A 23,910-nucleotide genomic window follows, 5' to 3' on the forward strand; every position below is an offset into this window, starting at 1 on the left:
GTTATATCCCACTTCCTTACCAATTTTATTTTTGAAACTTCCCTCATTATATATGATACTTCCTCTTAAAATTGTAGTCAACACTTTCCCACCAGTCATTTTCCCAACATAAGGTGTCCAACCACATTTAGATATGATATTTTTATCATTTATAATACCTTTATCTTCAGTATTAACTATAATTAAATCTCCATCATATCCCACTTCTATATTTCCTTTATCCTTTAAACCAAAAATTTTTGCTGGATTTCCACTCATTACTTCAATCATTCTTTTCAATGTTATTCTATCTGAATCTACTGCTGATAGCATAAGTTCTAAAGAATTTTCCACACCCGGAATTCCAAACGTTAACTTTTGTCTTTTCTCTTCCATTGTATGCGGAGCATGATCTGTACCTATACAATCTATAGTTCCATCTCTTAATCCTTCCCAAAGTGCTTCGCAATCTGATTTTTCTTTCAATTCAGGTTTCATTCTTAATAATTCATTTACATCTGAACTATTAAGAAATAAGTGATGAGGAGCTACTTCTCCAAATACTTTTAAACCTTTTTTCTTTGCTTCTCTTAACATCTCCACTTCTTCTTCTTTTGAAAGGTGACAAAGATAAAGTGTTTTATCATATTTTTCAGATAGCTTTATAGCTCTCTCAACCATTCCCTCTTCTGCATGAACTGATATTATTTTCGAACTATTAAATAAATTCTCAAGTGTTCTATCCTCTTCTACTAACATATCACCTGTCGACATATTCAAAAATATTTTTGTTGATGCAACCTCGTCTTTAATCTTTTCTATCTCTAAACTGTTATCGTTTCTACTTCCCCCAAAGTGGAAACCATAGTCAGTATAACTCCTACCAACAGAGTTTTCTCTCTTCTTATTCAAAATCTCCACTGTAGTAGTATTTGGTATTGTATTTGGCATATCTATAAATGTTGTTATTCCACCCTTTGCACATGCCATACTTCCCGTTGTAAAGTCTTCCTTATGACATAATCCAGGATCTCTCATATGAGTATGTACATCTATTAACCCAGGAAATACAAAATTATTTTTTGCATCTATAATTTCTTCATCAACTATAGTTATATTTTCTTCTATTTCAACTATTTTCTCATTTTTTATAAGAATATCTATAATCCTGATTTGTCCGTCATTTAGAATAATTTTACAATTTTTTATTAGCATTTTATCTCTTTTAGCCCCTCCTCTATCTCAGCAAGAACTAACTGTGCAGCTACCACTGGATTTTCATGCTTAGTTACTGGTCTTCCTATAACTAAATAGTCACATCCATTTAAAATAGCATCTTTTGGAGTCATAATTCTTTCTTGATCATTTGAAGCTGACCATCTAGGTCTTACTCCTGGACATATAGTTTTAAAATCCTCTCCACATATCTCTTTTATAGATTTAGCTTCCCAAGGTGACGATACAATTCCATCCATTCCAGCATCCTTTGCAAGTTTTGCCCAATTTTCTGCCAATTCTTTTAATGAAAGTGTACTTCTGAAAGTTTCTTCTACTTCTGCTTCTGAAAAACTAGTAAGAACTGTTACAGCTATAGCTAGTGTTTCTGGATTTATTTTTTTAGCTTCTTTTACTACAGATGCCATCATTTTCTTTCCACCTGAAGCATGCACATTAAACATAAATGTATTTCTTTTTGCTGCAAATATTGATGCCATTGTAGTTGTATTTGGAATATCATGAAACTTTAAATCTAAGAAAACTTTTTTACCTTTATTTGTAAGATAATCTACTAATTCTCCTTTTGAATTTAAGAATAGTTCAAGTCCTACTTTATAAAATGTAGCTGTATCCCCTAACACCTCTACCATTTTCTTTGCATCTTCTGGATTTGAATAATCCAAAGCTATTATCATTCTATCTCTTGCATCCATTTTATTACCCCCTTTTATGTGCTGCTCCAACTATTTCTGAAATATTATCAATATTATTTTCTATACAAAATTTTTCAAGTCCATTTTTTATTTCAACTGGTAAAATTGGATTTGAGAAAAGTCCTGTTCCTAACGATACCATGGTAGCTCCTGCCATCATAAACTCTAACGCATCCTCTGTTGAAGATATTCCACCCATTCCTACCACTGGAATTTTAACACTTTGAGAAACTTGATATACCATTCTTAGCGCTACTGGTTTAACTGCCGGTCCTGAGAACCCTCCAAAAGTATTTCCTAAAACTGGTTTTCTTCCTTTAATATCTATTGCCATCCCAAGTAGTGTATTTATAAGAGAAACTGCATCTGCACCATTTTCTTCTACTATTTTAGCTATCTTTACTATATCTGTTACATTTGGAGAAAGTTTAACTATTAAAGGTTTTGTTGTAACTTCTCTAACAGCCTTAGTTACAGCACCTGCAACATCTGGATTTGATCCAAAAGCCATTCCCCCATCTTTAACATTTGGACAAGATATATTTAATTCAATCATATCCACTTCATCCATTTTTTCAACTCTTTTTGCTAGTTCAACATACTCATCTATTACTTTACCATTTATATTTATAATTATTGGAGATGTTATTCCAGATGCTCTCATATCCTTTAAAATAACATTTTCAAAGTACTCCACACCAGGATTTTCAAGTCCTACACAATTTAGCATTCCTCCTGGAGTTTCTGCTATTCTTGTCCCATAATTCCCATCTCTTGGCTCAAGCGTAATTCCTTTTACTACTATTCCTCCAAGTTCATTTGGATCGAAGTAATCTTTATATTCAAGTCCAAATCCAAAGCATCCAGAAGATGTTACCATTGGATTTTTAAATACCATTCCTAAAAAATTTGTTTCTAATCTATTCAATTTTACACACCCCTTTTTAGTTACAAGAACATCCTACATTCTCTTTTGGATTTACATCAACTATTATTTTGGCATTAAATACAGGACCATCATAACAAACTTTTTTCATTCCATCTAAAGTTTTTATAGAACATCCCACACATGCTTTTATTCCACATGCCATTCTCTCTTCTAAAGAAACTTCACATTCTATATCATTTTCAAGAGCTACTTTTGCAACAGCTTCCATCATTTTATGAGGTCCACACGTTTGAACTAAATCAATTTTATTATCTATTAAAACTTTTTGCATAATAGAAACCACATTCCCTTTTTCACCCACTGATCCATCATCAGTTACTACGCAAACTTTAACTCCATCTAAGTTTAAGTTTTCTAAAATTTTTACAGCACCTGCATCTCTTCCACCAGCTATAAATGTAACTCTATTATTTTTACTTAACTTCTCTATCAGGTATTTAGTAGGTGCAATCCCCATTCCACCACCAATTACCATAATTTCTTTATCTTCAACTTCAGTATTAAATCCATTTCCAAGTGGTCCTTGAACATTTATACTATCTCCAGGTTTTAAAGATGAAAACTCATTAGTTCCTCCCCCTTTAACTTCATAGTAAAATTCTAGAGTTGAGTTTTCACTGTCCGCAAAATGTAAACTTATTGGTCTTCTTAAAACCCTTATATCATTTTTACATTTTAGCATAAAGAATTGTCCAGCTTTTGAAACTCCTGCTGATTTACCAGCTTGGATTTTCATTAAATAATATCTGTCTCCAACAAATTTGTTTTCTAAGATTTGACATTCCTCTAAAAACATTTTTCCCTCCCAAATATATATTAATTTTTTATTTAACTTCTCTTCCGCAGTAGTAACAGTTTTTCTCATTATTTTTTGAAATTGTTTTATTTTCAGTAACTTCAAAGTGAGTTATACAGTTTTTATTACTACAGATAACTTTTTCATTCTTTTTAACTTCGTTCGATTTCTTTTCTCTTTTAAACTCAAACTTATTTAAAGCTATTGCAAACATCGCTTCCCTTACAGGAACTCCGTTACTAGCTTGTTTAAAATATAATGCATGCTTAGTATCATCTAGATCTATTGAAATTTCATCCACTCTTGGAAGAGGATGAAGAATTATCATCTCTTCTTTACATTTTCCAATAATATTACTTTTATTTATTTCATAAACGTTTTTTACTTGCTCATATTCATCTATGTTTTCAAATCTCTCTTTTTGAATTCGTGTCATGTATAAAACATCTATCTCTTTTAAAATATCTTTAAAATCATCCACCAAAGTAAATTTTATATTCTTTTCTTTTAATTCTTTTAAAATGTACTCAGGTATCTGAATAACATCTGGTGCTACATAAAAGAACTCACAATTGAACATCGATAAAGCTTTTGTTAAAGAGTGTACTGTTCTCCCGTATTTTAAATCACCAACAAACGCGACTTTTAAATTTTCAATGCCTTTCATTTCTTCTTGTATTGTATATAGATCAAGTAACGTCTGGCTTGGATGTTCGTTTGAACCATCTCCCGCATTTATAACTGGTACAGACGCCATGTCTTCTGCAAATCTGGCTGCTCCATCCCTAGGATGCCTCATCACTATAACATCTGAGTAAGCTGATGTCATTTTAATAGTATCTCTTAATGTTTCTCCCTTTTTTAAAGAAGTTGCATCCGGAGAATCAAATCCTAAAACTTTTCCACCTAACCTGTAGGCAGCTGATGTAAATGATAGTCTCGTTCTCGTAGAAGGCTCAAAGAAAAGACTTGATACAATATCATTTGACATAAGAGTATTATTAGTTTTACATTTTAAATTTTTAGCAATTTCTAAGATTTCCAAAATCTCCTCTTTTGTAAAATCCTTCATTGAAATGAAACTGTTCATAACTTCCTCCCAGATTCTTTAATTTTCTATAAAAAAAAAGAGAATAGAACTACAAATTAATGTAGTTACTATTCTCTTTGAAATATTAAATAAAATAGATGTCATAAAATTAAAAAATTCTAAAATAATATTTAAAAAGAAACTATAAATATACTTACTTCTCTTCTTAAACTTTTGAATTTTTAGCACCGCTGACACCCTCCTTTTTTTACATACTTGTAAGAGTTTATCACACTGTTTTTTATTTTGCAACTATTTTTTTAAAATTTCTAACAATTCTTTTTTATATTTATCTATATTTGCAGTAACATCCTTTACCTGTTCCTCAGACAATATAACTGTTTTTTCTACCTTTGGGATACTATCATAACTATCAGGAAGATCAGTTTTTATAACTGGAAACATATAATTTTTTGTTGTAATTAACTTTTGAAATTCTTCACTTAAAATTGATTCCATAAATGCTATAGATCCATCTTTTATTTTTTCTTTTTGAACCAAACTAGCATTTTCTAAATATACATATCCGCCATCTTCTGGAATAAAACTTTGAAATTTATTATCTTTATTCATATTAAAGAATATAGAACTTGTGGCATAACCTGTCATCATGGGAGCTTCTCCTGCACTAAATTTTGCAAAAGTTTCACTCCATCCAGGTTCCACTGCATATATTGATGGCTTTATAGTTTTCCAAAACTCTTTCCAATTCTCACCATACAAAGCTATACTCCAAAATAAAAGCTCTTGCCCTGTAGTCTCCATAGGACTTTCAACAAATAAACTTTTTTTAATTTCACCAATTTCTTTTAAATTTTTTGGAACTTTTTTAATTTTAGTAGTATCGTAATTTATAGCCATTAGACCATAGTCAAAAGGAGTCAAATATCCTTCACTGTCTAAGATATATTCTTTATTTTCTATTTTATCTATATTTGTCACAGAGTATTTAGAAAGTAAGTTATCTTTTTTAGCTATTTCTCCCATAACTTGAGTTAATCCTATCACCACGTCAGCTTTCGGATTTTTTTTCTCAAGTTTTAATCTAGCAACAAGTCCATCTACAGATATAAATTTTAATGTATGTCCTGTATTTTTATGAAAAATTTCTCCATAATTTTTTTCTATCCATTTCATTGAATTTGGACCATATATAATAACCTCGTCTGAAAAACTGTAACTACTGATTATCAACATTAATACATAAAATATTTTTTTCATTTTTCCTCCCAATATTTTCTTACTCATAAACTATATATAACAAAATAAAACAATTGTCAATTTTTTTGAAATTATTTTTGACCTATTTTAAAGGATGTTGCTTTATTTGAAGTACAATGATTATTAAGTATAACCAAGATTGGAGGCGTTCCTTATGAAGATTTTATTAATTTTTATTACGTCAATTTTAATAGTTTCTTGTACAACTACAACCACAAAAGAAAGTCAAACAAATGATTTTTCTATGAAAAAAACTCAGAATGGAATTACTTATTTATCTGATTCAAATTCACCTTATACAGGTGTTCTTGTAAATAATTCTTTCGTGGGTAAAGTAAAGCCTAAGTCAACTTATTCTGATGGTATTTTACATGGTGAAATAGTAAAATGCTACGATGATGGTCCTTTAAGAGCTACAGGTAATTACAAATCTGGAGAAAAAAATGGAGTTTGGAAATCTTATTATCGTAACGGACAAATTAGCAATAAGGAATTTTTTAAGGACGGATTATTAAATGGTGATTGGATATCATACTATGATAATGGTATGTTAAAATCTAAGGGTAAATATTTAAATGGTAAAAGAACTGGACCGTGGGAATTTTATTACGATAATGGAAAATTAAATATTTCTACAAGTTATGCTGATGATGAACTTCATGGGCCTTATCTTTTCCATTATAGACATGGAACAAAACAAATTGAGGGTTATTACAAAAATGGTATAAAAAATAACATTTGGAAATTCTATTCACCTGATGGAACTCTTATAAAAACTGTTAAAACTTCCTATTAATAAAAAAAGATGGCTTAAATTGCCATCTTTTTTTATCTTTTTCTATACTGCGGAATTATTTCCTCTTCTTCATCATATCTCGAATCTAACACGCTTGGAACTTTCTCTTTATAATCCATCAAATATTTCTTATCTTTAGGAATTGAACAAAAAACTTTCTCTCCTGGATTTACTATCTGACCTTCTTGAATATAAACTGCACCACTAATAAAATCTAAAATTCTTTGAGAATTTTCAGCATCTAAATCACATAGATTTATATGTACTATCTTCTCTTCTCTTATATACTCAACACATTTCATACAATCCTCAAATTTTATAGGTTTAAAAAATACTATTTCATAATCCATCATATTTTCTCCTCTCTAAATTTTATTATAAACTTTGTTCAACAATTTTTAAAATTTCTTCCGCTGGAAGAGTAGAACTAAATCCAGAGGCTTTAATGTGTCCTCCACCACCAAATTTTGATGCAATAGCATTTACATCTGCATCTTTTTTACTTCTCATGCTTCCTTTGATGGTTCCATTTTCTTCTTCTCTTAAAAATAGAGATACTTCGCTTTCAATATTACTATTAATTTCCTCAACCAAACCTTCTGTATCGTCTTTTGTCCCGCTTAGTGCTTTTAATTCAGAATACGGCAAATAGAAATATGTCAGTTTTTTTTCAGGAATATATCTCATTTCTTCAAAAGCTTTTCCTAAAATTTTCATTCCAATATAAGTCCTACTTGCATAAAAATCTTTTGCTATTTTAGAATTATTTACACCTAATTCTATTAATTCTCCTGCTATTTCAAAGGTTTTCTTTGTTACATTATCATGAGAAAAATTCCCTGTATCATTTACAATCCCAGTATATATGGCTTCTGCCATATTAAAATCCAAATCTATTTCTAAATCCTTTAAAAGAGAGTACATCACTTCAGATGTTGAAGATATATTTTCTACTAAATTTATATCCCCATATAAAGGATTACTTATATGATGATCTATATTAATTTTAAATATATTCTCTATTTTATTTTTCACGTCTCCAATTCTTTCAAGTGTTGCAGAATCTACTATTATCGCTAAATCTGAATCCAGATTCCCCTGTATTTCAGACGATAGCAAGATAGATTCAGTACCTTTTAGAAATTCTAGATTTTTCGGAACCTTGTCCTGTAAAATAAATTTAATTTTTTTATTAGGAAATTTTTTTACAAGTCCTAAATAAAGAGCTATTCCTGAACCTATAGCATCCCCATCTGGATTAACATGACTCGTAATAACTATTTTTTCTGAATTTAATATTTTTTCCTTTATATCTTTCACTACTATTTTTAATCACTTCCTTAAGTTTTATAACTTTTTTAATTTTTCTGGATTAACTTCAAATGTATAACCTCTTCCCATAACTTCATGAACCTCTGATATTACAACAAAAGCCTCTTTATCTACATGTGAAATCATATCTTTTAGTATAAAAACTTCTCTATTTCTTAAAACTGTCATAATAACATCTTTTTTCTCTAAAGAATATAGAGCTTCTGCCTTAAAACAATTCCCAGTTTTTCCTAAATCATTAACTATTATATCTCTTACCTCTTTATATTTAGAAGTAACTATATAAGCCATCTTAGCTCCACCTTGTCCCTCTATAACTTTATTTATTACAATTCCAGTTGTATAAAGGTTTATCAAAGCATAAAGGGCTTTTTCAACTCCAAAAATATAAGCTGCTGCTGTTATAACAAAGAAATCTATTATAATTAGTGCTTGTCCTACTGGAATTTTAAAATATTTATTCATTATCCCCGATAAAATATCACTTCCTCCAGTTGTCCCACCCCTCTTTATAACAATTCCAAGTCCAATTCCCATAAATAATCCACCATAAATTGGAGCTAAGAAAAGATTCCCTCCTTTTGTAAAATCTATAAGAGTTCCATATGAAGGAATCAAATACTTAATCATGTCAATATTAATTGACAAAAAACTTATTCCCAATAAAGTTTTTAACCCATAACTTTTTCCAAAAACTTTTAGTCCAAATAAAAATATTGGAATATTAATTACAAAAATTAAATTTCCTAAAGATATTCCAGTAAAAGAATTTATTATAATAGAAATTCCCGTAACTCCACCAGGAGCCAAATTTGCTGGAACTAAAAATACATCTATTCCAAATGCAACTATTAAAGTTCCCACGTAAATTAGGAAATAGTCTAATGCAATACTCACTTTTTTTCTTTTCAATTTTTATCCCCCAAGTATTAATCTTCTAATAAAATTCGTTCCTTTCTAGTAAGTAATTCTTTTCCTTTTAGATATGATTTCTCTGAATCATATCCAAGCCTTTTGGCCATAAGATTCATAACTGCTATTTCAACCATTGCTGCCGCATTTCTTCCCGAAGATATATACAAAACAGCTTTATAGATACTATTATCAAGGATCTCTGTAGTACTACTCATGTAATTAACTGAAGTTAAATAATTTTCAGATTTTTGTTCTTGAAGCTCTATAATAGCGTCCAATCTTTTACTAATTCTAACAGCTCCTAGTCCATATAGAGCTTTTATATCAATTATTCCAAGTCCTCTTATCTCCATAAAATAGGGAAGCTTTGCTGCTTTTCCTACAACATCCCCAGATATTCCTCTTACAAATTTAACCATGTCATCAGCAATAAGTCTATGACCTCTGTGTATAAGTTCTAAAGCTGTTTCACTTTTTCCTATTCCACTCTTTCCTGTTAGTAAAACTCCAAAACCATACATCTCTACAAAGACTCCGTGAATAGATATATTTGGTGCAAAATAAGTTTCCAAATATCCACTATATTTTGCAACTATTTCACTTGTTCTTTCATAAGGACTTCTCAGTAAAATGACTTCTTTTTCCTTTATAATATCCATAAAATAATCAGGTATTTCTTCTACTCCTGATAAAATTATCATAGGAAAACCAAAATCAAAATATTTTCTCAAGTTTTTTTCTCTTTCTTTTTCATCTAAACTCTCTAAAAATTTAAACTCGACATTAGAAAAAATCTGAACTCCATTATATCCTTCTTCTTCGTACATATCAAAATATCCAGAGAGAGCTAACGAAGGTCTGTGTATGCCAGTTGTTGTAATATACCTAGTATCTAAAAACTTTTCTCCATTTAATATTTCTAAATTAAATTGATTTTTTATTTTTCTGACTGGAAGAAGTTTTCTATTGTCCATTTCTTGTCCCCTTTGGCTTCTTTTTTTATTTTCTGCAATCATCTTTTTAGATTCTTCCCAAAAATACTCAGCTGAGTTTACTCCAGTTTTTTTCAATCTATGGTTTATTGCTGCTGTTTCAATAATAATAGCTAAATTTCTTCCTTTTCTTACAGGTAGAGTCACTTTAGGAATTTTATAATCTAATATCTCCTCATAAACCTCATCTAATCCTAACCTATCATAGAATTTTTTTTCGTCCCATTTTTCTAAAACTACTAACATATTTATTTTTTTTCTTTTTCTTGTACTTTTTATTCCAAAATGATTAGTTAAATCAATCGAATTCCCATCTTTTCCAAACAAAAAGAAGTGCTTATCTGGACTATTTTTATCAGAACTATTAATTCCAACAAGTTCATCATCCGATATTTTTTTTACAATCATTTTTGTATCAGTAATAAATTTATGGCCTCTTTCTAAGAGTTCTATTGTAGCTCCTAATTTTGCTTCTTCATCACCAGTTATAAGCATTCCAACACCATATATATCAAGAAGTATATGATTATTTATTATCGTTTCAGGAGCCAACTCTCTTTGCAAGTAAAACTTCATTGCCCTTATAAGCTCTGTTGTTCTAAGCTTCGATTTTAAAAGAGGTTTTCCATTTTTTTTAGCTAATTCTATAAATTCATTATTAACAAATGAATCATAAGTTAATATAAGAACAGGAAAATCAAAAGAAAAATATTTTTCCATAAATTCTCTTCTTTTTTCCGAGCTCATTCCCTCAAGATATACAGCCTCTTTTTTACCTAATACATGTATATATTTATTTAACTCTTCTCCTGACTCATTAAAAAATCCCGTTAGTTCATACCCGATTCTATAAATACTAGGAGATATTATTACGTTAGTTGTATCTTTTTCTACCAAATTTTCTAAATTTAATTTTTTGGCCAATTCTTGAATTGATATAGTTTTTTTTACCTTAGTTTTTATCTCCACCCCAAAACCCCTCTTTTCTCAGTGGATAGTTTGTCTCTATCTCTTTCATTTTTAGTTCTCTATTTATTCTATTGTATTCATAAATATCTTTTAATTTTTGATATAGTCCATATTCTACATAACTAAAGATTGAAAAGATAGATAAAATATAAACTATCCTTAAAAACGCTCCCTTTTTAGCCATTAAATATCTCCTCTTTAAATTTACTTAATAAATAAAAGGATCCACACAAAACTATAACTTTTTTATTCATACTTTTAGCTAGTTCATAAGCCTTTGAAATTTTGTTTTCTATTATTATATTTTTAGATACAAAACTTTTAGCTAATTCCTCTCCCGTCATTCCTCTTTTATTTTCTTCCAAAGATGTAAGAATTATATTGTTAGAAAAACTTTCAATGACAGGTGCCATTTTATTTATATCTTTATCTTTTAAAATAGATACTATTGTAACTACCTCATCACTTTCATACCCATCTTTAAGAATCTCTTTTAATTTTGATACCCCATCAAAATTATGAGCTCCATCTAAAACAGTTATCTCTTCTTCAGTTTTTAAAACTTCAAATCTACAAGGCCAAACAACCTTTTTTATACCCGATTTTATAATAGAATTTGGAACAGATAATTTTTTTAAGACCTCGTAGGCACATAAAAAATTATTGTACTGGTATCCACCAAAAAGAGAAAATTCATATTTCTCTTTTTCTAGTGTAATTTCAGTTATAAAATTTTTAAAATCTAACTCATATTTACTTTCTGAGTATTTGCTTAAAACATTCACATAATCAGTTGTCTTTTCTTCTATAGCTGTTATAAAATCTAAATCTAGAGATGAAACTACTACATCAGCTCCATTTTTTATTATTCCAGCTTTTTCTTTTGATATCTCATATACATTATTTCCTAAAAATTCTGTATGATCTAATGATACATTTGTAATAACTACCATTTCAGGTAAAACAACATTCGTTGCATCATATTTTCCACCAAGTCCAACCTCAACTATTGCATATTCAATTTTTTTATCAGAAAAATATTTAAACATCATAGCAGTAGTTACTTCAAAAAACGTTGGAGTTATTCCAATTTTATTCACTGCCTCTTTTACTATTTTATAATAATAAGCTATTTCGCTATCAGAAATATCCTCACCGTTAACTCTTATTCTCTCATTAAACTTAAGAATATGAGGTGACGTATATTTACCAACGCTATTTCCATTTTCTATTAAAACTGTCTCTATAGTTGTTGAGGTAGAACCTTTTCCATTAGTTCCTCCTACATGGATTACTTTATAATCTTTCTCAGGATTTCCCATTTCTTCACATAATTTTTCTATGTTACTTAGACCAAGCTTTATTCCATGCATAGAATATGAATAAAGTTCATCTAAAAGTTGATTTATATCCATGTCTTCCCCCATTTTCTCTATATTAGATTGTTTTTAATATATTTTCTATTATCACTTTTGAATTAGTAGCTGCAAGCTTTACAAACTCATTAAAATTAGATTCTGCATCATGATTTGCTTTATCAGAAATTGATCTTATTATTAAGAATGGAGTTTCAAATAAGTGACAAACATGAGCAACAGAAGCTCCTTCCATCTCTACACATTCTCCATTAAATTTTTCTCTTAAATTTTTTATTCTATCAACAGATGCTACAAATACATCTCCACTTAAAATAGTTCCTTGCCAAACTTTCTCATTTCCAAAAGCTTCTTTTGCGGCTATTGCTGCTAAATTTTGTAACTGCTCATCGGCTTTAAATCTTGAAACTTCCATTCTTGGTATAACTCCAGCTTCATATCCAAAAGCAGTTGCATCAAAATCGTGCTCTACAAGATCCGTAGATATAACTATATCCCCAATATTTATATCAGGATTTAATGCTCCTGCTACTCCTGTAAATAAAACTTTGTCAACCCCAAAATGATTTATCAGTATTGTTGCACAGATAGCCGCATTTACTTTTCCTATTCCACATTCTACTAATACTATCTCTTTATTTTCAATTTTTCCAACATAAAATGTTAAATTTCCCTTTTTTTCTACTGAAGATATTTCCATTATTTCTTTTAGTTCAACTACCTCTTCATTCATAGCTCCGATTATTCCAATTTTCATTATACTACCTCCTACTTTATATTCAAAAAAATTATATCATATTAGCTAACTTTTAACAATTATATGCTATAATACCAATTATACTTTATACAAATTTTAGGTGGTAAAAATGATTCATAAATTACAATTTATTATTTTTAAAATCTTCAACACAACTTTACAAGTTTTTCCTGAAAAAAGTAGATTCAAATTTGCTGAATTTTTAGGAGGATTGTCTTATAAACTTATCAAAAAAAGACGTATTATAGCTCTAGCTAATTTAAAGTTAGCTTTTCCTGAAAAAACTGAACAGGAAAGAGAAGCAATCGCTTTAGAGTCCTTTAAAATAATGTCTAAGGCTTTCCTTTCAACTCTTTGGTTTGAAGAATACTTAAACGAGCAAGGAAAAGTTAAAATTGAGGGATTTGAAATTTTCGAATCTGCTTACAAAAAAAATAAGGGTGTCATTGTAACTACCCTACACATGGGAAATATGGAAGCCTCTTTAAAAGTTGCTGAAGATTATCATGTGGTGACTGTTGCAAAAAAACAAAGAAATCCATATATGGATGACTTTATTACAAAAGCTAGAGAAAAAATGAATATTACTCTTTTAAAAAAAGATAAGCAAACTTCTAGACAACTTATGGAACATATCGAAAGAAATGAAATTATTGCTCTTTTTAGTGATCACAGAGACAAAGGTGCCTCGGTGGACTTTTTTGGAGAAACTACAGTTGCTCCAACAGGAGCTGTTTCATTAGCTTTAAAACATAATATTCCTTTAGTTTTGAGTTATAATGTTATGAATAAAGATAACTCTTGCACTGTACACGTTGTTGAAGAAATTGAACTTGTAAGAACAAACTCTCCAAAAGAAGATGTTGTATTTAATACTCAACTTTTAATTTATAAAATGGAGAAAATAATATCTGAACATCCTGAGCAATGGATGTGGTTCCATGATAGATGGAGTCTATACAAAAAACTTACAAAAATAAAAAAGTAAGGGAATTTATTCCCTTACTTTTTTATTAGAATGTTATAAACATTACGTTTTCAGCTGGTCTTTGTTCATTGCTTTTTCCGTCACTTTTCCCTGCCAACATCCAATCGAATAAGAACTTAGAGTGTTCCTCTACATTTCTTATACATTTTCTAGTTCCAGGTACAGTTCCAAGAGTTCCTTCTTTTTGTTTCATGAAGAATTCCCTGTTTATTTCTTCTTCAAAATTTATTGGAGTTCCGTGTAAATATCCTCCACCCGAAAATCTGATAGCATACTTAGCATATCCTTGATTTTCTCCTATTTCACTTCTATAACCCATTTCATATTTTAGCATTGGAACAACAAAATATCCTCTAGGTGTTTCAAATCCTACTTGACTTTCCATTCCAGTCTTATTATAAACATAACCAATTAATTGCCATTCTCCATTTATCTTTTGAAAAGCTCCTTGATTCTGATTTTTTATGTCTATAACAACTACTTTTGTAAAATTAGGATTTATTTTTGGATTTCTTGAAATAACATTAGATTTTATATTTATAGGTGATTCCGCTATCGATAGAACATTTACTGCTGTCATATTTCCATTTTCTGAAATAACTGACATAACAGATCTATCTGGTACAACTATATTTTCTCCACCGTAGTATCCCATCGTATTTTGATCTAAAGAAGTTCCATACTTATCTTTGTCTCTTTTGAAATTAACATTATTAGGATTCGGAACATACGTATTTGTAGAAACTAGCTCTCTTCCCTTAGATGTTTCTTGCTTCACGAACTTATCTAACTTCTGTATTCTATTCATCATTTCTGTAAATCTAAACTCTCTCACACCAACAAGTCTATCAGAAATATATCCAACTTTTCCATTTTCAGTGTGAACTTTGTACCATACACTTCCAGCTTTACTTGTAATTTGCTCTAAAACTTGGAGTTTTGAATTAAATACATACTTAGCTAAAACTTCAGCTTTTGTAGTTGGATCTTTTCTTACAGGAGCTTCCGTACTTCTTACATAAACGTAATCTAAGTATCTTGGTTGCCCTTCCGTTGTTTTTAAATTTATTGGTATATCCATTGGAATAACATTGTCATAAGTTTTGTTAATTTCTTTAACATAACTAGACGCTTGTGCGTTTTTAGAACCAACTAAAAATAATCCACACATAATAAAACTAACTAAAAAACTTTTGTTTATTTTCATCTCACATCACCCATTTTCTTTAAATAATCTTGTAAATTTTAACACTATTCTCATGCTTATTCAAGTTATTTTTGATATTTACTAATTGTCATAATATACAAAATTATATGTCAATTCCCTTCTAATAAATATTTATCTATTTTTTTTCAAAATATAATGTTTTATCTGCTGTTTCTATTAAAAGAGAATTTTCTTTCAGCTTTAATATTTTTGCTGATTCTAATTGCTTTAAATATTTTTGTTCTTTCTGAAGTGACTCTATAGGACCTGCCATTCTAGTTCCTGCAAGAGGTCCAATTTTTATCTTATCACCATCAATTTTATAGTTCCCAAAATATCTATTTACTCCAGAAAATCCATAAACTCTATCTTTATCAAAGTTTATTGTAATTCCTAAATCTTTATACTCACTAACTAAAGTATATTCATTATCCATAATTTTCGAAATTTCAACCTCTTTTTCTTTCTTATCAATATTATTACATCCTAAAATTCCTAAAGTTAACAATAGTAAAAATATAATTTTTTTCATAAAAAAACCTCCCAAATTTCTAAGATCATGATTATAATTATGCTATAGTTCCATAATTTTGTCAAATCTCTTCTTTAAAGGAGGTTTATTATTTAGTTTAAATTATAAAGCTTTTAAATCGTTAGCTATGAATTGAGCCTTTGATCCAAATATAGCCTGTACTCCATTTTTACCAACTTTTAAAACTCCGCTTGCACCTAATTTTTTAAGTTCAGCATCATTTACTAAGCTACTATCTTTAACTTCTAATCTTAATCTCGTTATACAAGAATCTATAGAAACTAAATTATCTTTTCCACCAAGTGCATTCATTACCAATACTGCTAATTCATGATTTCCAAGTGTAACTGTTTCTTCTGAAGCCTCAGAAGCTTCTTCTCTTCCAGGAGTCATTAAATTAAACTTTCTAATAAAAAATCTAAATCCAAAATAATATATTACAGAGAATCCTAATCCAACAACAATTACCATTGGCCAGTTAGTTTCGAACCCTTCAGTTCCTGGTAGAACTCCAAACATAATATAGTCAATTACTCCACCTGAAAAAGTCATCCCTATTCTTACTTTGAACATATTCATAAGCATAAATGATAGAGCTGCAAATACACAATGAAGTCCATAAAGAACTGGTGCAACAAATAAGAATGAGAACTCGATTGGTTCTGTAATTCCAGTTAAAAATGATGTCAATGCAGCAGAGAATAAAATTCCTCCTGCTATTTTTTTATTACCAGGTTTTGCTTCGTTATACATAGCCAACGCTGCTGCTGGTAGTCCAAACATCATGAACGGGAATTTCCCTGCTAAAAACTTACCTGCTCCTGCATATTGAGGTGTTGAGAAAGTTTTAACTCCATCTTTTAACATTGCAAACCAAATAGCTTGATCTCCATTAACTATTTGTCCTGCTGAATTTGTATACTCTCCAAATTGATACCAGAAAGGAGCATAGAAAATATGATGTAATCCAAATGGTATTAATGCTCTTTCTATAAGTCCAAATACAAATGTTGATACGTTAGTATTTGTTTCATTTGCTAAGAATGATAATTGAGCTAATCCAGCTTGGATTGGTTGCCATATGTACGGCATTGCAAGTCCAACTAAAAATGCTACTACAGCTGTCATTATAGGAACTAGTCTTTTTCCAGCAAAGAATCCTAAAAATGATGGTAATTCTGTCTTGTAAAACTTGTTGTAACATATAGCTGCTATTATACCCGCTATTAATCCTCCAAAAACTCCAGTTTGAAGTGTTGGAATTCCCATTACTGTAGCGAAAGCTCCATCTCCTGCTGCAACTCCTGCTGCTGCATCTGTTTGAACCCCCATAGTTACGTTCATAACTAAAATTGCTACTATTGCCGCTAATGCAGCTATTCCATCTCCACCAACTAAACCTATTGCCGCTCCAACAGCAAATAGAAGTGGTAAGTTTCCAAATATAATTCCTCCTGCTTGTTCCATAAGAGGTATTCCCAATTTATTACCAGCGGCTAAAAATATTCCAGCTGCTGGAAGTATTGCTACTGGTGTCATTAATGCTTTTCCAATCTTTTGTACTTCTGCAAAAATCTTCATTTGTTCCTCCTAAAATATATTAAATTTTATTTTATCTTCAACAAAATCGATAATACATTCTTATTTAAAAAAAGTCAAGTTTTTTATCACACAAAATGAGCTTTTTATTTTTTACTTTGACTCATTTACATTTAAATAGTATCATTTAGGAAAAAAAATATAGAAAAAAGTATATCATAACTCGGGAGTTGAAGATGAAACTAGCAAAAGAACGCTTTAAAATAATTGAGCCTTTTTTCAAAAAAGAAAAAAAACTTATAGATATAGAAAATGAATCTAACATATCTTACTCAACTTTAAAAAGATGGGTAACATCATATAAAAAAGAGGGAATAGATGGTCTTGAGAAAAAAGAAAGATCTGATAAAAATAATCACAAAAAAATTGATGATGAAAAAATGGACATTATAAAAAATCTATATATGGAAAATTATAATCTTTCAATCTCCAAACTTTACGAAAAATCACTTTCTACTCTCTCCTCTATAAATTGTGAAATTAGTTATCCTACTTTTTATAGAGTTATAAGTAGTCTAGATGAATTTATTAAAAAATCCTCAAATTTTCATATAGAAAAAATTAGTAAACCTGAAGAAATCTTTTCCATATTTCAATTTCCAATATACTTCCCATTTTTGAATTTTGAGTGTTCTGTTTTTTACTTAACTCTTTTTTTTGAAATTAAAACTTTTAAAATAATAAATTTTTCATTTGATCAAACTGCACATGACTTTACAAAATTATTTCCATTTATACGAGAATCAATCTTAAAATGTAATTTCTATCCAAAAGAAATTATTTTAACTAATACTATTGGGGAACTTTCCAATAACAAATTGAGAAAATGTTTTTTTGAAACTGGAATTATTTTTACAGAAACTGATTCTTTTGATTTAAGTGAATTAAAAAAACTTTGTAACTTCATACAATCCGATTTAAAAAAAGTGTTTGAAAATGAGATTAATTTATCTTTAGAAAAAGTTAATAACTTTATTAATTTATACTTCTTCGGAGAAGACACTCATTCTACAAATCTAAAAAAATCTGAAAAAGTATTTGATGTTAGAAAATTAGATTTTTTTCTTTCAAACTCCAATAGAAAAGTATATAATTATGGAATTAGAGTTAAAAATTCAATATATTTTAATCCGTTATTAGAAAAGTTAACCGATAAAATCGTTCATGTCAAATATTCTCAACTAGACAAAGACACTATCTTTATCTTTTACAATAATAGTTTTTTATGTGAGGGATTTTTAGTTAAAAATTAGGAGGATTTTCATGTTGAAAAATTTTTTAAAAGGGATTGCCATCGGAATTGCCAATGTACTTCCTGGAGTTTCTGGTGGTACCTTAGCTGTTATTCTTGGAATATATGATCAACTGACAGAGGCAATTGGAAACTTTTTTATAGTTCCAATGAAAAAGAAAATAGAATATATAAAATTCGTTGGTCAAATTGGTGCTGGAGCTGTTATTGGAATTCTTTTATTTGCTAAATTAGTGGCATTTTTGTATAGTACATATCCTAAAATAACTACCATTGGTTTTGTAATCTTAATTATTCCATCTATTCCACTTATTTTAAAAGGGGAGAATTTTTTAAACAAAAAGAATCTATTAGCATTTTTTTCAGGAGTAATATTTACAATGTGTTTTGTTGGATTGACATATATATTTAAAAAGGAAGATACTCTTGCTACTACCTCAAATATATTCACTATTGCATACGGAATCAAACTTTTTATATGCGGAATTATCGCTGCTGGGGCCATGATTATCCCTGGTATTTCAGGATCTCTTTTGCTTCTTGTTTTGGGAGAATACTACAATATTCTTTCATACATAAGCTCTTTTAAAATAATTCCACTTATCTTTTTTGGAGCTGGAACAGCAATCGGACTTGTTGGATTTGCAAAACTTATAAATGTTCTTTTAAATAAGTATCGTAGTAATACTCTCCATTTTATAGTTGGAATTATCGTTGTATCAATGTTTGATATAATCTTTAGAGTATTTTAAAAAATATTGGCCAGCGGAAGAAATTCTGCTGGCCAATATTTTAATCTTTTATACTTTTCTTATTCTTGAAATATCAACTTTATTTACATCAGCTGTTCCTGTTAAAATCATGCTTTGGAATAACTGTGTTTTCAACCCTTCTAATACTGTTTGAACACCCTCTCTTCTTCCACCTACAGAACCCCAAATAATTGGTCTTCCAACTAAAACTGCCTTAGCCCCTAAAGCAAGATATTTTAAAATATCAACACCCTCTCTAACACTTCCATCAGCTAATACAATTATTTCGTCTCCAACCTCTTTTACAATATCTTCTAATACTTCTATAGCTGATAAAGTTTCATTTAAACATCTTCCTCCGTGATTTGAAACTACTATCGCTGCGGCTCCAGCTTCAACACAAAGTCTAGCTTCGTCTGGAGATAAGATTCCTTTCACTATAAACGGCAGATTTGTTGAGTTTACTAATTCTTTTAAATCCTCTAAACTTTTTGGACCAACTGGTTGCCCAAATAACTTCATTGTTATCAGCCCAGCACCATCAACATCCACACCAACCGCAATAGCTCCAGCTTCTTCTGCTTTTCTTATTCTATCTATTATTTCACTATTTTCTCTTGGTTTTATTATCGCTATTCCTTTACCACCAGTCATTTTAAGATATTTTATTCCTGAATCATAACAATTATGATCTCCTGTATCTCCAATCATTGCAATAGTCCCAGCATCAACAGCTCCTAAAACAATATCTTCTGAATATTCTTCATCAGTAACATATCCACCCATATTGAATTTAGCTCCTGTTATCGGTGCTACCATTGCTGGAAAAGATAGCTTTTCTCCAAATAGTTCACAATCTAATTTGGGTTCTTTCACTGAATGCAGAGTTCTTAAAACTACTTTTACATCCTTTAACTTTTCATGATTTCTCTTAAAAGTTTCTCCACTTCCTGTTCCACCCATACCCGGAACTTGTCCTGCACACCATACTCCATTACATTCTTTACAAATAGCACAAAAACCCTTCATTCTTTCACGTGCATTATCTCTAACTAATTTTATATCCAATCTCTTCCCCCATTATAATTTTATTTTTTCAAATTTTCTGGCGTATCTATTATAATTGTCACTGGACCATCATTTAATAATTCTACTTTCATATCAGCTCCAAATTTCCCTGTTTCTACCTTTACTCCCAAGCTTCTAGCCTTTTCTACAAACTTCTCATATAATTCTTCGGCCATTTCTGGTCTAGCAGCTGAAATAAAAGATGGTCTTCTTCCCTTTATACAATCTCCATAAAGAGTGAACTGAGATACTATAAGTAGCTCTCCATTTATTTCTTCTAATCCTAAATTCATCTTTCCGTCTGAATCTTCAAAAATTCTTAAATCTTTAATCTTCGGAACTAACCAGTTTATTTCTTTTTCAGTATCCGAATGTGTTATTCCCAATAAAACTAAAATTCCATTTTTTATTTCTCCGATAGTTTCTCCATCAACTTTTACTGAAGCAGAAGTAACTCTTTGTAGTACAGCTCTCATCTCTTTCCTCCAAAACATCTTTTATGCAATTTTATTACATTAGAGAAGATTTTGCAAGGAGATAGTATTTGGAAATTATTTAAATAAATGTTATAATTTGACATAAAGTTTAATTTTTAGAGGGGATGAAAAATGAGAAAAGAAAACCTGCTTACAGACTTTGCAAGAGTTATCAACTCAGACAGATATCAATATACAGAAAGCGATATTTTCCTTATGGAATCGTTAGAAGAACAAGAAGCAATTTTTGATATGTACTTTAGAAAAACCGAAGATGGGGGATTTGCGGTTGTATCCGGAGTTCAAGAAGTTATTGATCTTATTGATATCTTAAATAGTACATCTGAAGATGAAAAAAGAAAATATTTTTCTAAACTTATAGAAGAAACTGAACTGGTTGATTATCTAAGTAAATTAAAATTTACAGGAGATATTTATGCTATGAGAGATGGAGAAATTGCTTATCCTAATGAGCCCATAATAACTATTAAAGCTCCTCTTATCCAGGCAAAAATTTTAGAAACTCCTATTTTAAATATAATGAATATGCAACTAGCAATAGCTACTAAAGCCTCTAGAATCACAAGAGCAGCCGATCCAATTCCTGTCAGTTCTTTTGGAAGTAGAAGAGCTCATGGTTTTGATAGTGCAGTTTCTGGAACTAAGGCTTCACTTATCGGTGGATGTCTTTCTCATTCAAATCTTGTCACTGAATATAAATATGGAATTCCTAGTGTTGGTACTATGTCTCATTCATTTATCCAAACCTTCGGAGTTGGAAGTTGTTCTGAAAAAAAGGCCTTCAATGCTTTCATAAAACACAGAAGAAATAGAAATGCTAATACACTTATTTTACTAATAGATACATATAACACTTTAGAAATTGGAATAAAAAATGCTATTGCATCCTTTAAAGAAAATGGCATTGATGACAGTTATAAAGGTACTTACGGAATTAGAATCGATTCTGGAGATTTAGCATATCTTTCAAAAAAATGTAGATTATTGTTAGATGAAGCAGGACTGACTAAAGCTCGTATTTTCTTAACAAATGCACTGAACGAATCTCTTATTAAATCTTTAAAAGAACAAGGAGCCTCAGTTGATTTATTTGGGGTAGGAGATGCCATTGCTGTTAGTAAATCAAATCCTTGCTTTGGTGGTGTTTATAAAATTGTTGAAATCAATGAAAACCCGGTTATAAAACTATCTGAAGATATTATTAAAATTTCTAATCCAGGGTTTAAAGAAGTCTACAGACTTTATGATAAAGATGGTTTTGCATATGCCGACTTAATAACTTTAGTAAATAACGACAAAGATAAAAACACTTTAGAAAACAAACAAGAAATAACTATAAGAGATGAAAGTTATTCTTTTAAATCTAGTACCTTAAAAGAAGGAAAATATACTTCTAAGAAATTAACAAAAAATTTCGTTTTAAAAGGTTCTATCAATCTTGAAGAATACGCTCTTTTATCAGATATTCAAAAATCTAGAGAGTATTACTTACAAGCTCTTTCAAAAGTTTCTGAAGAAAGAAAAAGATTAGAAAATCCTCACCACTACAAAGTAGATTTATCAGAGGATCTTAGAACTCTAAAATACACTCTTATTGAAAAAATAAAGCAAGAAATAACAAAATAAGGAGATCTTATGAATTTTAAAAAAATTGAATATGTTGATAGAGCTTCTGGAAAAACTTTAGTTGAATGTGTTCCAGGAGAAAACTTTCTTAAATTTTTATACTATAATCCTATGGGCATCTTGCCTTTAAATCTTGTAGTTAGAAAAAAATGTCTGACTTCTTTTTATGGAAAACAAATGGATTCTCCTAATTCTAAAGATAAAATAGAACCTTTTGTAACTAGTCACAATATAAATATGAATGAATCTAAGAGAAAAATTGAAGATTTTAAATCTTTCAATGACTTTTTTATCAGAGAACTTCAACCTAGTTCAAGACCAATAGCTATGGGTGAAAATATTTTAACTTCACCTGCCGATGGTAAAATACTAGTTTTCGATAACTTAAAAGAAACCACTAACTTCTTTTTAAAAGGAGACGAGTTTAATTTAAAAGAATTTTTAATGGATGATTCTCTGGCTAAAAAATTTGAAGGTGGTACTCTTCTAATTATAAGATTGGCTCCTGTGGATTATCATAGATTCCATTTCCCTGCCGATGGTACTATTAGTGAGTCTAAAGAAATAAGTGGGTATTATTATTCTGTGTCTCCATATGCAATAAGAAAAAATTTCAGAATATATTGTGAAAACAAAAGGGAATACTCTGTTCTTTCTACTAAAAATTTTGGAAATATAGTTATGAGTGAAATTGGAGCTACTATGGTTGGAGGAATAAAACAGACCTATATACCTAATTCATTTGTTAAAAAAGGGGATGAAAAAGGGTACTTCTATTTTGGAGGTTCATCTTGTATTCTACTTTTTGAAAAAGGAAAAGTAACAATTGATAGAGATATTATAGACAATAGTAAAAAAGGTATTGAGACAAAAGTAATGATGGGAGAGAAAATTGGCCAAGGGAACGTACTTTAAAAAGGGAGATTTAATAATTTATCTTTTTCTAATTTGTTGTTTTTCCGTATTAGGAAATTCCATTAGTAAATTTGAAGATGAAAAACCTTCTAAAACTGAAATATATGTGGATGGAAATTTAAAATATGTTTATCCCCTTCAAGAAAAAGAAAAATATATATTTGTAGACACTGAAATTGGTGGAGTTAATATAAAAATTGAAAATAACATGGTTAGAGTAACATCTTCAAACTCTCCTTTAAAACTTTGCGTTAAGCAAGGTTGGATAAAAAATCCCGGAGATGTTATCGTTGGTGTTCCTGATAAATTAATAGTTAAGATTATTGGTGACAAAAAAAATGATGATGATATAGATTTTATCATCAGATAGG

At 29.7% G+C, this 23,910-nt stretch carries 25 protein-coding genes and 1 pseudogene; 7 read left to right on the top strand and 19 right to left on the bottom strand.

Features of this window, described 5'->3' with window-relative positions; genetic code table 11:
• Positions 1–66 precede the first annotated feature (66 nt).
• From H3N56_RS04335 to H3N56_RS04365, 7 genes and pseudogenes are all read right to left on the bottom strand, one after another.
• Positions 67–1,194: pseudogene (locus H3N56_RS04335) on the bottom strand (dihydroorotase family protein); the annotation flags it as partial.
• Entirely contained in the window at positions 1,188–1,910 is a 723-nt protein-coding gene (gene pyrF, locus H3N56_RS04340) for an orotidine-5'-phosphate decarboxylase (RefSeq protein WP_185880048.1), read from the bottom strand. The pseudogene H3N56_RS04335 and the gene pyrF, both read right to left, overlap by 7 nt.
• Before the next feature lie 4 nt (positions 1,911–1,914).
• Positions 1,915–2,838 (bottom strand): dihydroorotate dehydrogenase, encoded by a 924-nt coding sequence (locus tag H3N56_RS04345; protein WP_185880049.1) that lies wholly within the window; start codon positions 2,836–2,838, stop codon positions 1,915–1,917.
• 16 nt (positions 2,839–2,854) lie between these two features.
• Positions 2,855–3,655 carry a dihydroorotate dehydrogenase electron transfer subunit gene (locus H3N56_RS04350; RefSeq protein ID WP_185880050.1) on the bottom strand — a complete coding sequence of 267 codons (801 nt, stop codon included), beginning with the start codon at positions 3,653–3,655 and terminating at the stop codon, positions 2,855–2,857.
• 28 nt (positions 3,656–3,683) lie between these two features.
• Positions 3,684–4,745, bottom strand: coding sequence for an aspartate carbamoyltransferase (gene pyrB, locus H3N56_RS04355; RefSeq protein ID WP_185880051.1), 1,062 nt, complete (start codon positions 4,743–4,745; stop codon positions 3,684–3,686).
• Positions 4,746–4,763: 18 nt separating this feature from the next.
• Positions 4,764–4,934: a hypothetical protein gene (locus tag H3N56_RS04360; RefSeq protein ID WP_185880052.1), complete on the bottom strand. Its 171-nt coding sequence runs from the start codon at positions 4,932–4,934 to the stop codon at positions 4,764–4,766.
• 63 nt (positions 4,935–4,997) lie between these two features.
• Positions 4,998–5,966, bottom strand: a complete 969-nt coding sequence (locus H3N56_RS04365; RefSeq protein ID WP_185880053.1) for a thiamine ABC transporter substrate-binding protein — start codon at positions 5,964–5,966, stop codon at positions 4,998–5,000.
• 154 nt (positions 5,967–6,120) lie between these two features.
• Here H3N56_RS04365 and H3N56_RS04370 point away from each other — a divergent pair, with 154 nt between their 5' ends.
• Entirely contained in the window at positions 6,121–6,762 is a 642-nt protein-coding gene (locus H3N56_RS04370; protein ID WP_185880054.1) for a toxin-antitoxin system YwqK family antitoxin, read from the top strand.
• Positions 6,763–6,794: 32 nt separating this feature from the next.
• Here the strand turns inward: H3N56_RS04370 and H3N56_RS04375 are convergent, their stop codons facing one another.
• Genes H3N56_RS04375 through H3N56_RS04405 form a run of 7 tightly spaced genes read right to left on the bottom strand, consistent with a single transcriptional unit; the run spans position 6,795 to position 13,103 of the window.
• Positions 6,795–7,112, bottom strand: coding sequence for a cell division protein SepF (locus H3N56_RS04375; RefSeq protein ID WP_185880055.1), 318 nt, complete (start codon positions 7,110–7,112; stop codon positions 6,795–6,797).
• Positions 7,113–7,137: 25 nt separating this feature from the next.
• Positions 7,138–8,082, bottom strand: coding sequence for a bifunctional oligoribonuclease/PAP phosphatase NrnA (locus H3N56_RS13525; RefSeq protein ID WP_332478564.1), 945 nt, complete (start codon positions 8,080–8,082; stop codon positions 7,138–7,140).
• A gap of 27 nt (positions 8,083–8,109) precedes the next feature.
• Entirely contained in the window at positions 8,110–9,006 is an 897-nt protein-coding gene (locus tag H3N56_RS04385) for a YitT family protein (protein WP_185880056.1), read from the bottom strand.
• A gap of 17 nt (positions 9,007–9,023) precedes the next feature.
• On the bottom strand, positions 9,024–10,970 hold the full coding sequence (gene hprK / locus H3N56_RS04390; protein ID WP_185880057.1) for an HPr(Ser) kinase/phosphatase: 1,947 nt from the start codon (positions 10,968–10,970) through the stop codon (positions 9,024–9,026).
• On the bottom strand, positions 10,954–11,154 hold the full coding sequence (locus H3N56_RS04395; protein WP_185880058.1) for a hypothetical protein: 201 nt from the start codon (positions 11,152–11,154) through the stop codon (positions 10,954–10,956). The genes hprK and H3N56_RS04395 overlap by 17 nt, the downstream gene beginning before the upstream one ends.
• Positions 11,147–12,385 (bottom strand): folylpolyglutamate synthase/dihydrofolate synthase family protein, encoded by a 1,239-nt coding sequence (locus H3N56_RS04400; RefSeq protein ID WP_255492148.1) that lies wholly within the window; start codon positions 12,383–12,385, stop codon positions 11,147–11,149. The genes H3N56_RS04395 and H3N56_RS04400 overlap by 8 nt, the downstream gene beginning before the upstream one ends.
• A 22-nt stretch (positions 12,386–12,407) precedes the next feature.
• Positions 12,408–13,103, bottom strand: coding sequence for a 5'-methylthioadenosine/adenosylhomocysteine nucleosidase (locus H3N56_RS04405; protein ID WP_185880060.1), 696 nt, complete (start codon positions 13,101–13,103; stop codon positions 12,408–12,410).
• A gap of 109 nt (positions 13,104–13,212) precedes the next feature.
• Between H3N56_RS04405 and H3N56_RS04410 the strand changes: the two genes are divergently transcribed.
• Entirely contained in the window at positions 13,213–14,091 is an 879-nt protein-coding gene (locus H3N56_RS04410) for a lysophospholipid acyltransferase family protein (protein WP_185880061.1), read from the top strand.
• Positions 14,092–14,116: 25 nt separating this feature from the next.
• On the opposite strand, the gene H3N56_RS04415 is transcribed toward H3N56_RS04410, so the two are convergent.
• The 3 genes from H3N56_RS04415 to ptsG all read right to left on the bottom strand — a co-directional run bounded on the left by H3N56_RS04415 (position 14,117) and on the right by ptsG (position 17,411).
• A complete protein-coding gene (locus tag H3N56_RS04415; RefSeq protein ID WP_185880062.1) occupies positions 14,117–15,298 on the bottom strand; it encodes an SH3 domain-containing protein in 1,182 nt (393 codons plus the stop codon).
• A 136-nt stretch (positions 15,299–15,434) separates the two neighbouring features.
• Positions 15,435–15,830 carry an META domain-containing protein gene (locus H3N56_RS04420; RefSeq protein ID WP_185880063.1) on the bottom strand — a complete coding sequence of 132 codons (396 nt, stop codon included), beginning with the start codon at positions 15,828–15,830 and terminating at the stop codon, positions 15,435–15,437.
• A 102-nt stretch (positions 15,831–15,932) separates the two neighbouring features.
• Complete coding sequence (ptsG, locus tag H3N56_RS04425) at positions 15,933–17,411, bottom strand: glucose-specific PTS transporter subunit IIBC (RefSeq protein ID WP_185880064.1); 1,479 nt, start codon at positions 17,409–17,411, stop codon at positions 15,933–15,935.
• Between the two features lie 194 nt (positions 17,412–17,605).
• On the opposite strand from ptsG, the gene H3N56_RS04430 reads away from it, so the two are divergent.
• Both H3N56_RS04430 and H3N56_RS04435 read left to right on the top strand, forming a co-directional pair.
• On the top strand, positions 17,606–18,682 hold the full coding sequence (locus H3N56_RS04430; RefSeq protein ID WP_185880065.1) for a Mu transposase C-terminal domain-containing protein: 1,077 nt from the start codon (positions 17,606–17,608) through the stop codon (positions 18,680–18,682).
• A gap of 10 nt (positions 18,683–18,692) precedes the next feature.
• Complete coding sequence (locus H3N56_RS04435) at positions 18,693–19,433, top strand: DUF368 domain-containing protein (protein WP_185880066.1); 741 nt, start codon at positions 18,693–18,695, stop codon at positions 19,431–19,433.
• Between the two features lie 48 nt (positions 19,434–19,481).
• On the opposite strand, the gene H3N56_RS04440 is transcribed toward H3N56_RS04435, so the two are convergent.
• Both H3N56_RS04440 and dtd read right to left on the bottom strand, forming a co-directional pair.
• On the bottom strand, positions 19,482–20,501 hold the full coding sequence (locus H3N56_RS04440) for an alpha-hydroxy-acid oxidizing protein (protein WP_185880067.1): 1,020 nt from the start codon (positions 20,499–20,501) through the stop codon (positions 19,482–19,484).
• 20 nt (positions 20,502–20,521) lie between these two features.
• A complete protein-coding gene (dtd, locus tag H3N56_RS04445) occupies positions 20,522–20,977 on the bottom strand; it encodes a D-aminoacyl-tRNA deacylase (protein ID WP_185880068.1) in 456 nt (151 codons plus the stop codon).
• 132 nt (positions 20,978–21,109) lie between these two features.
• On the opposite strand from dtd, the gene H3N56_RS04450 reads away from it, so the two are divergent.
• Genes H3N56_RS04450 through H3N56_RS04460 form a run of 3 tightly spaced genes read left to right on the top strand, consistent with a single transcriptional unit; the run spans position 21,110 to position 23,909 of the window.
• Complete coding sequence (locus H3N56_RS04450) at positions 21,110–22,624, top strand: nicotinate phosphoribosyltransferase (protein ID WP_185880069.1); 1,515 nt, start codon at positions 21,110–21,112, stop codon at positions 22,622–22,624.
• 9 nt (positions 22,625–22,633) lie between these two features.
• The gene (locus H3N56_RS04455) at positions 22,634–23,539 is read left to right on the top strand and encodes a phosphatidylserine decarboxylase (RefSeq protein WP_185880070.1); all 906 of its coding nucleotides are present in this window, start codon (positions 22,634–22,636) and stop codon (positions 23,537–23,539) included.
• The gene (locus H3N56_RS04460; protein WP_185880071.1) at positions 23,517–23,909 is read left to right on the top strand and encodes a NusG domain II-containing protein; all 393 of its coding nucleotides are present in this window, start codon (positions 23,517–23,519) and stop codon (positions 23,907–23,909) included. Before H3N56_RS04455 ends, H3N56_RS04460 begins: the two co-directional genes overlap by 23 nt.
• Position 23,910 lies beyond the last annotated feature (1 nt).

The organism is Cetobacterium sp. 2A, from assembly GCF_014250685.1.
GTDB lineage: Bacteria > Fusobacteriota > Fusobacteriia > Fusobacteriales > Fusobacteriaceae > Cetobacterium.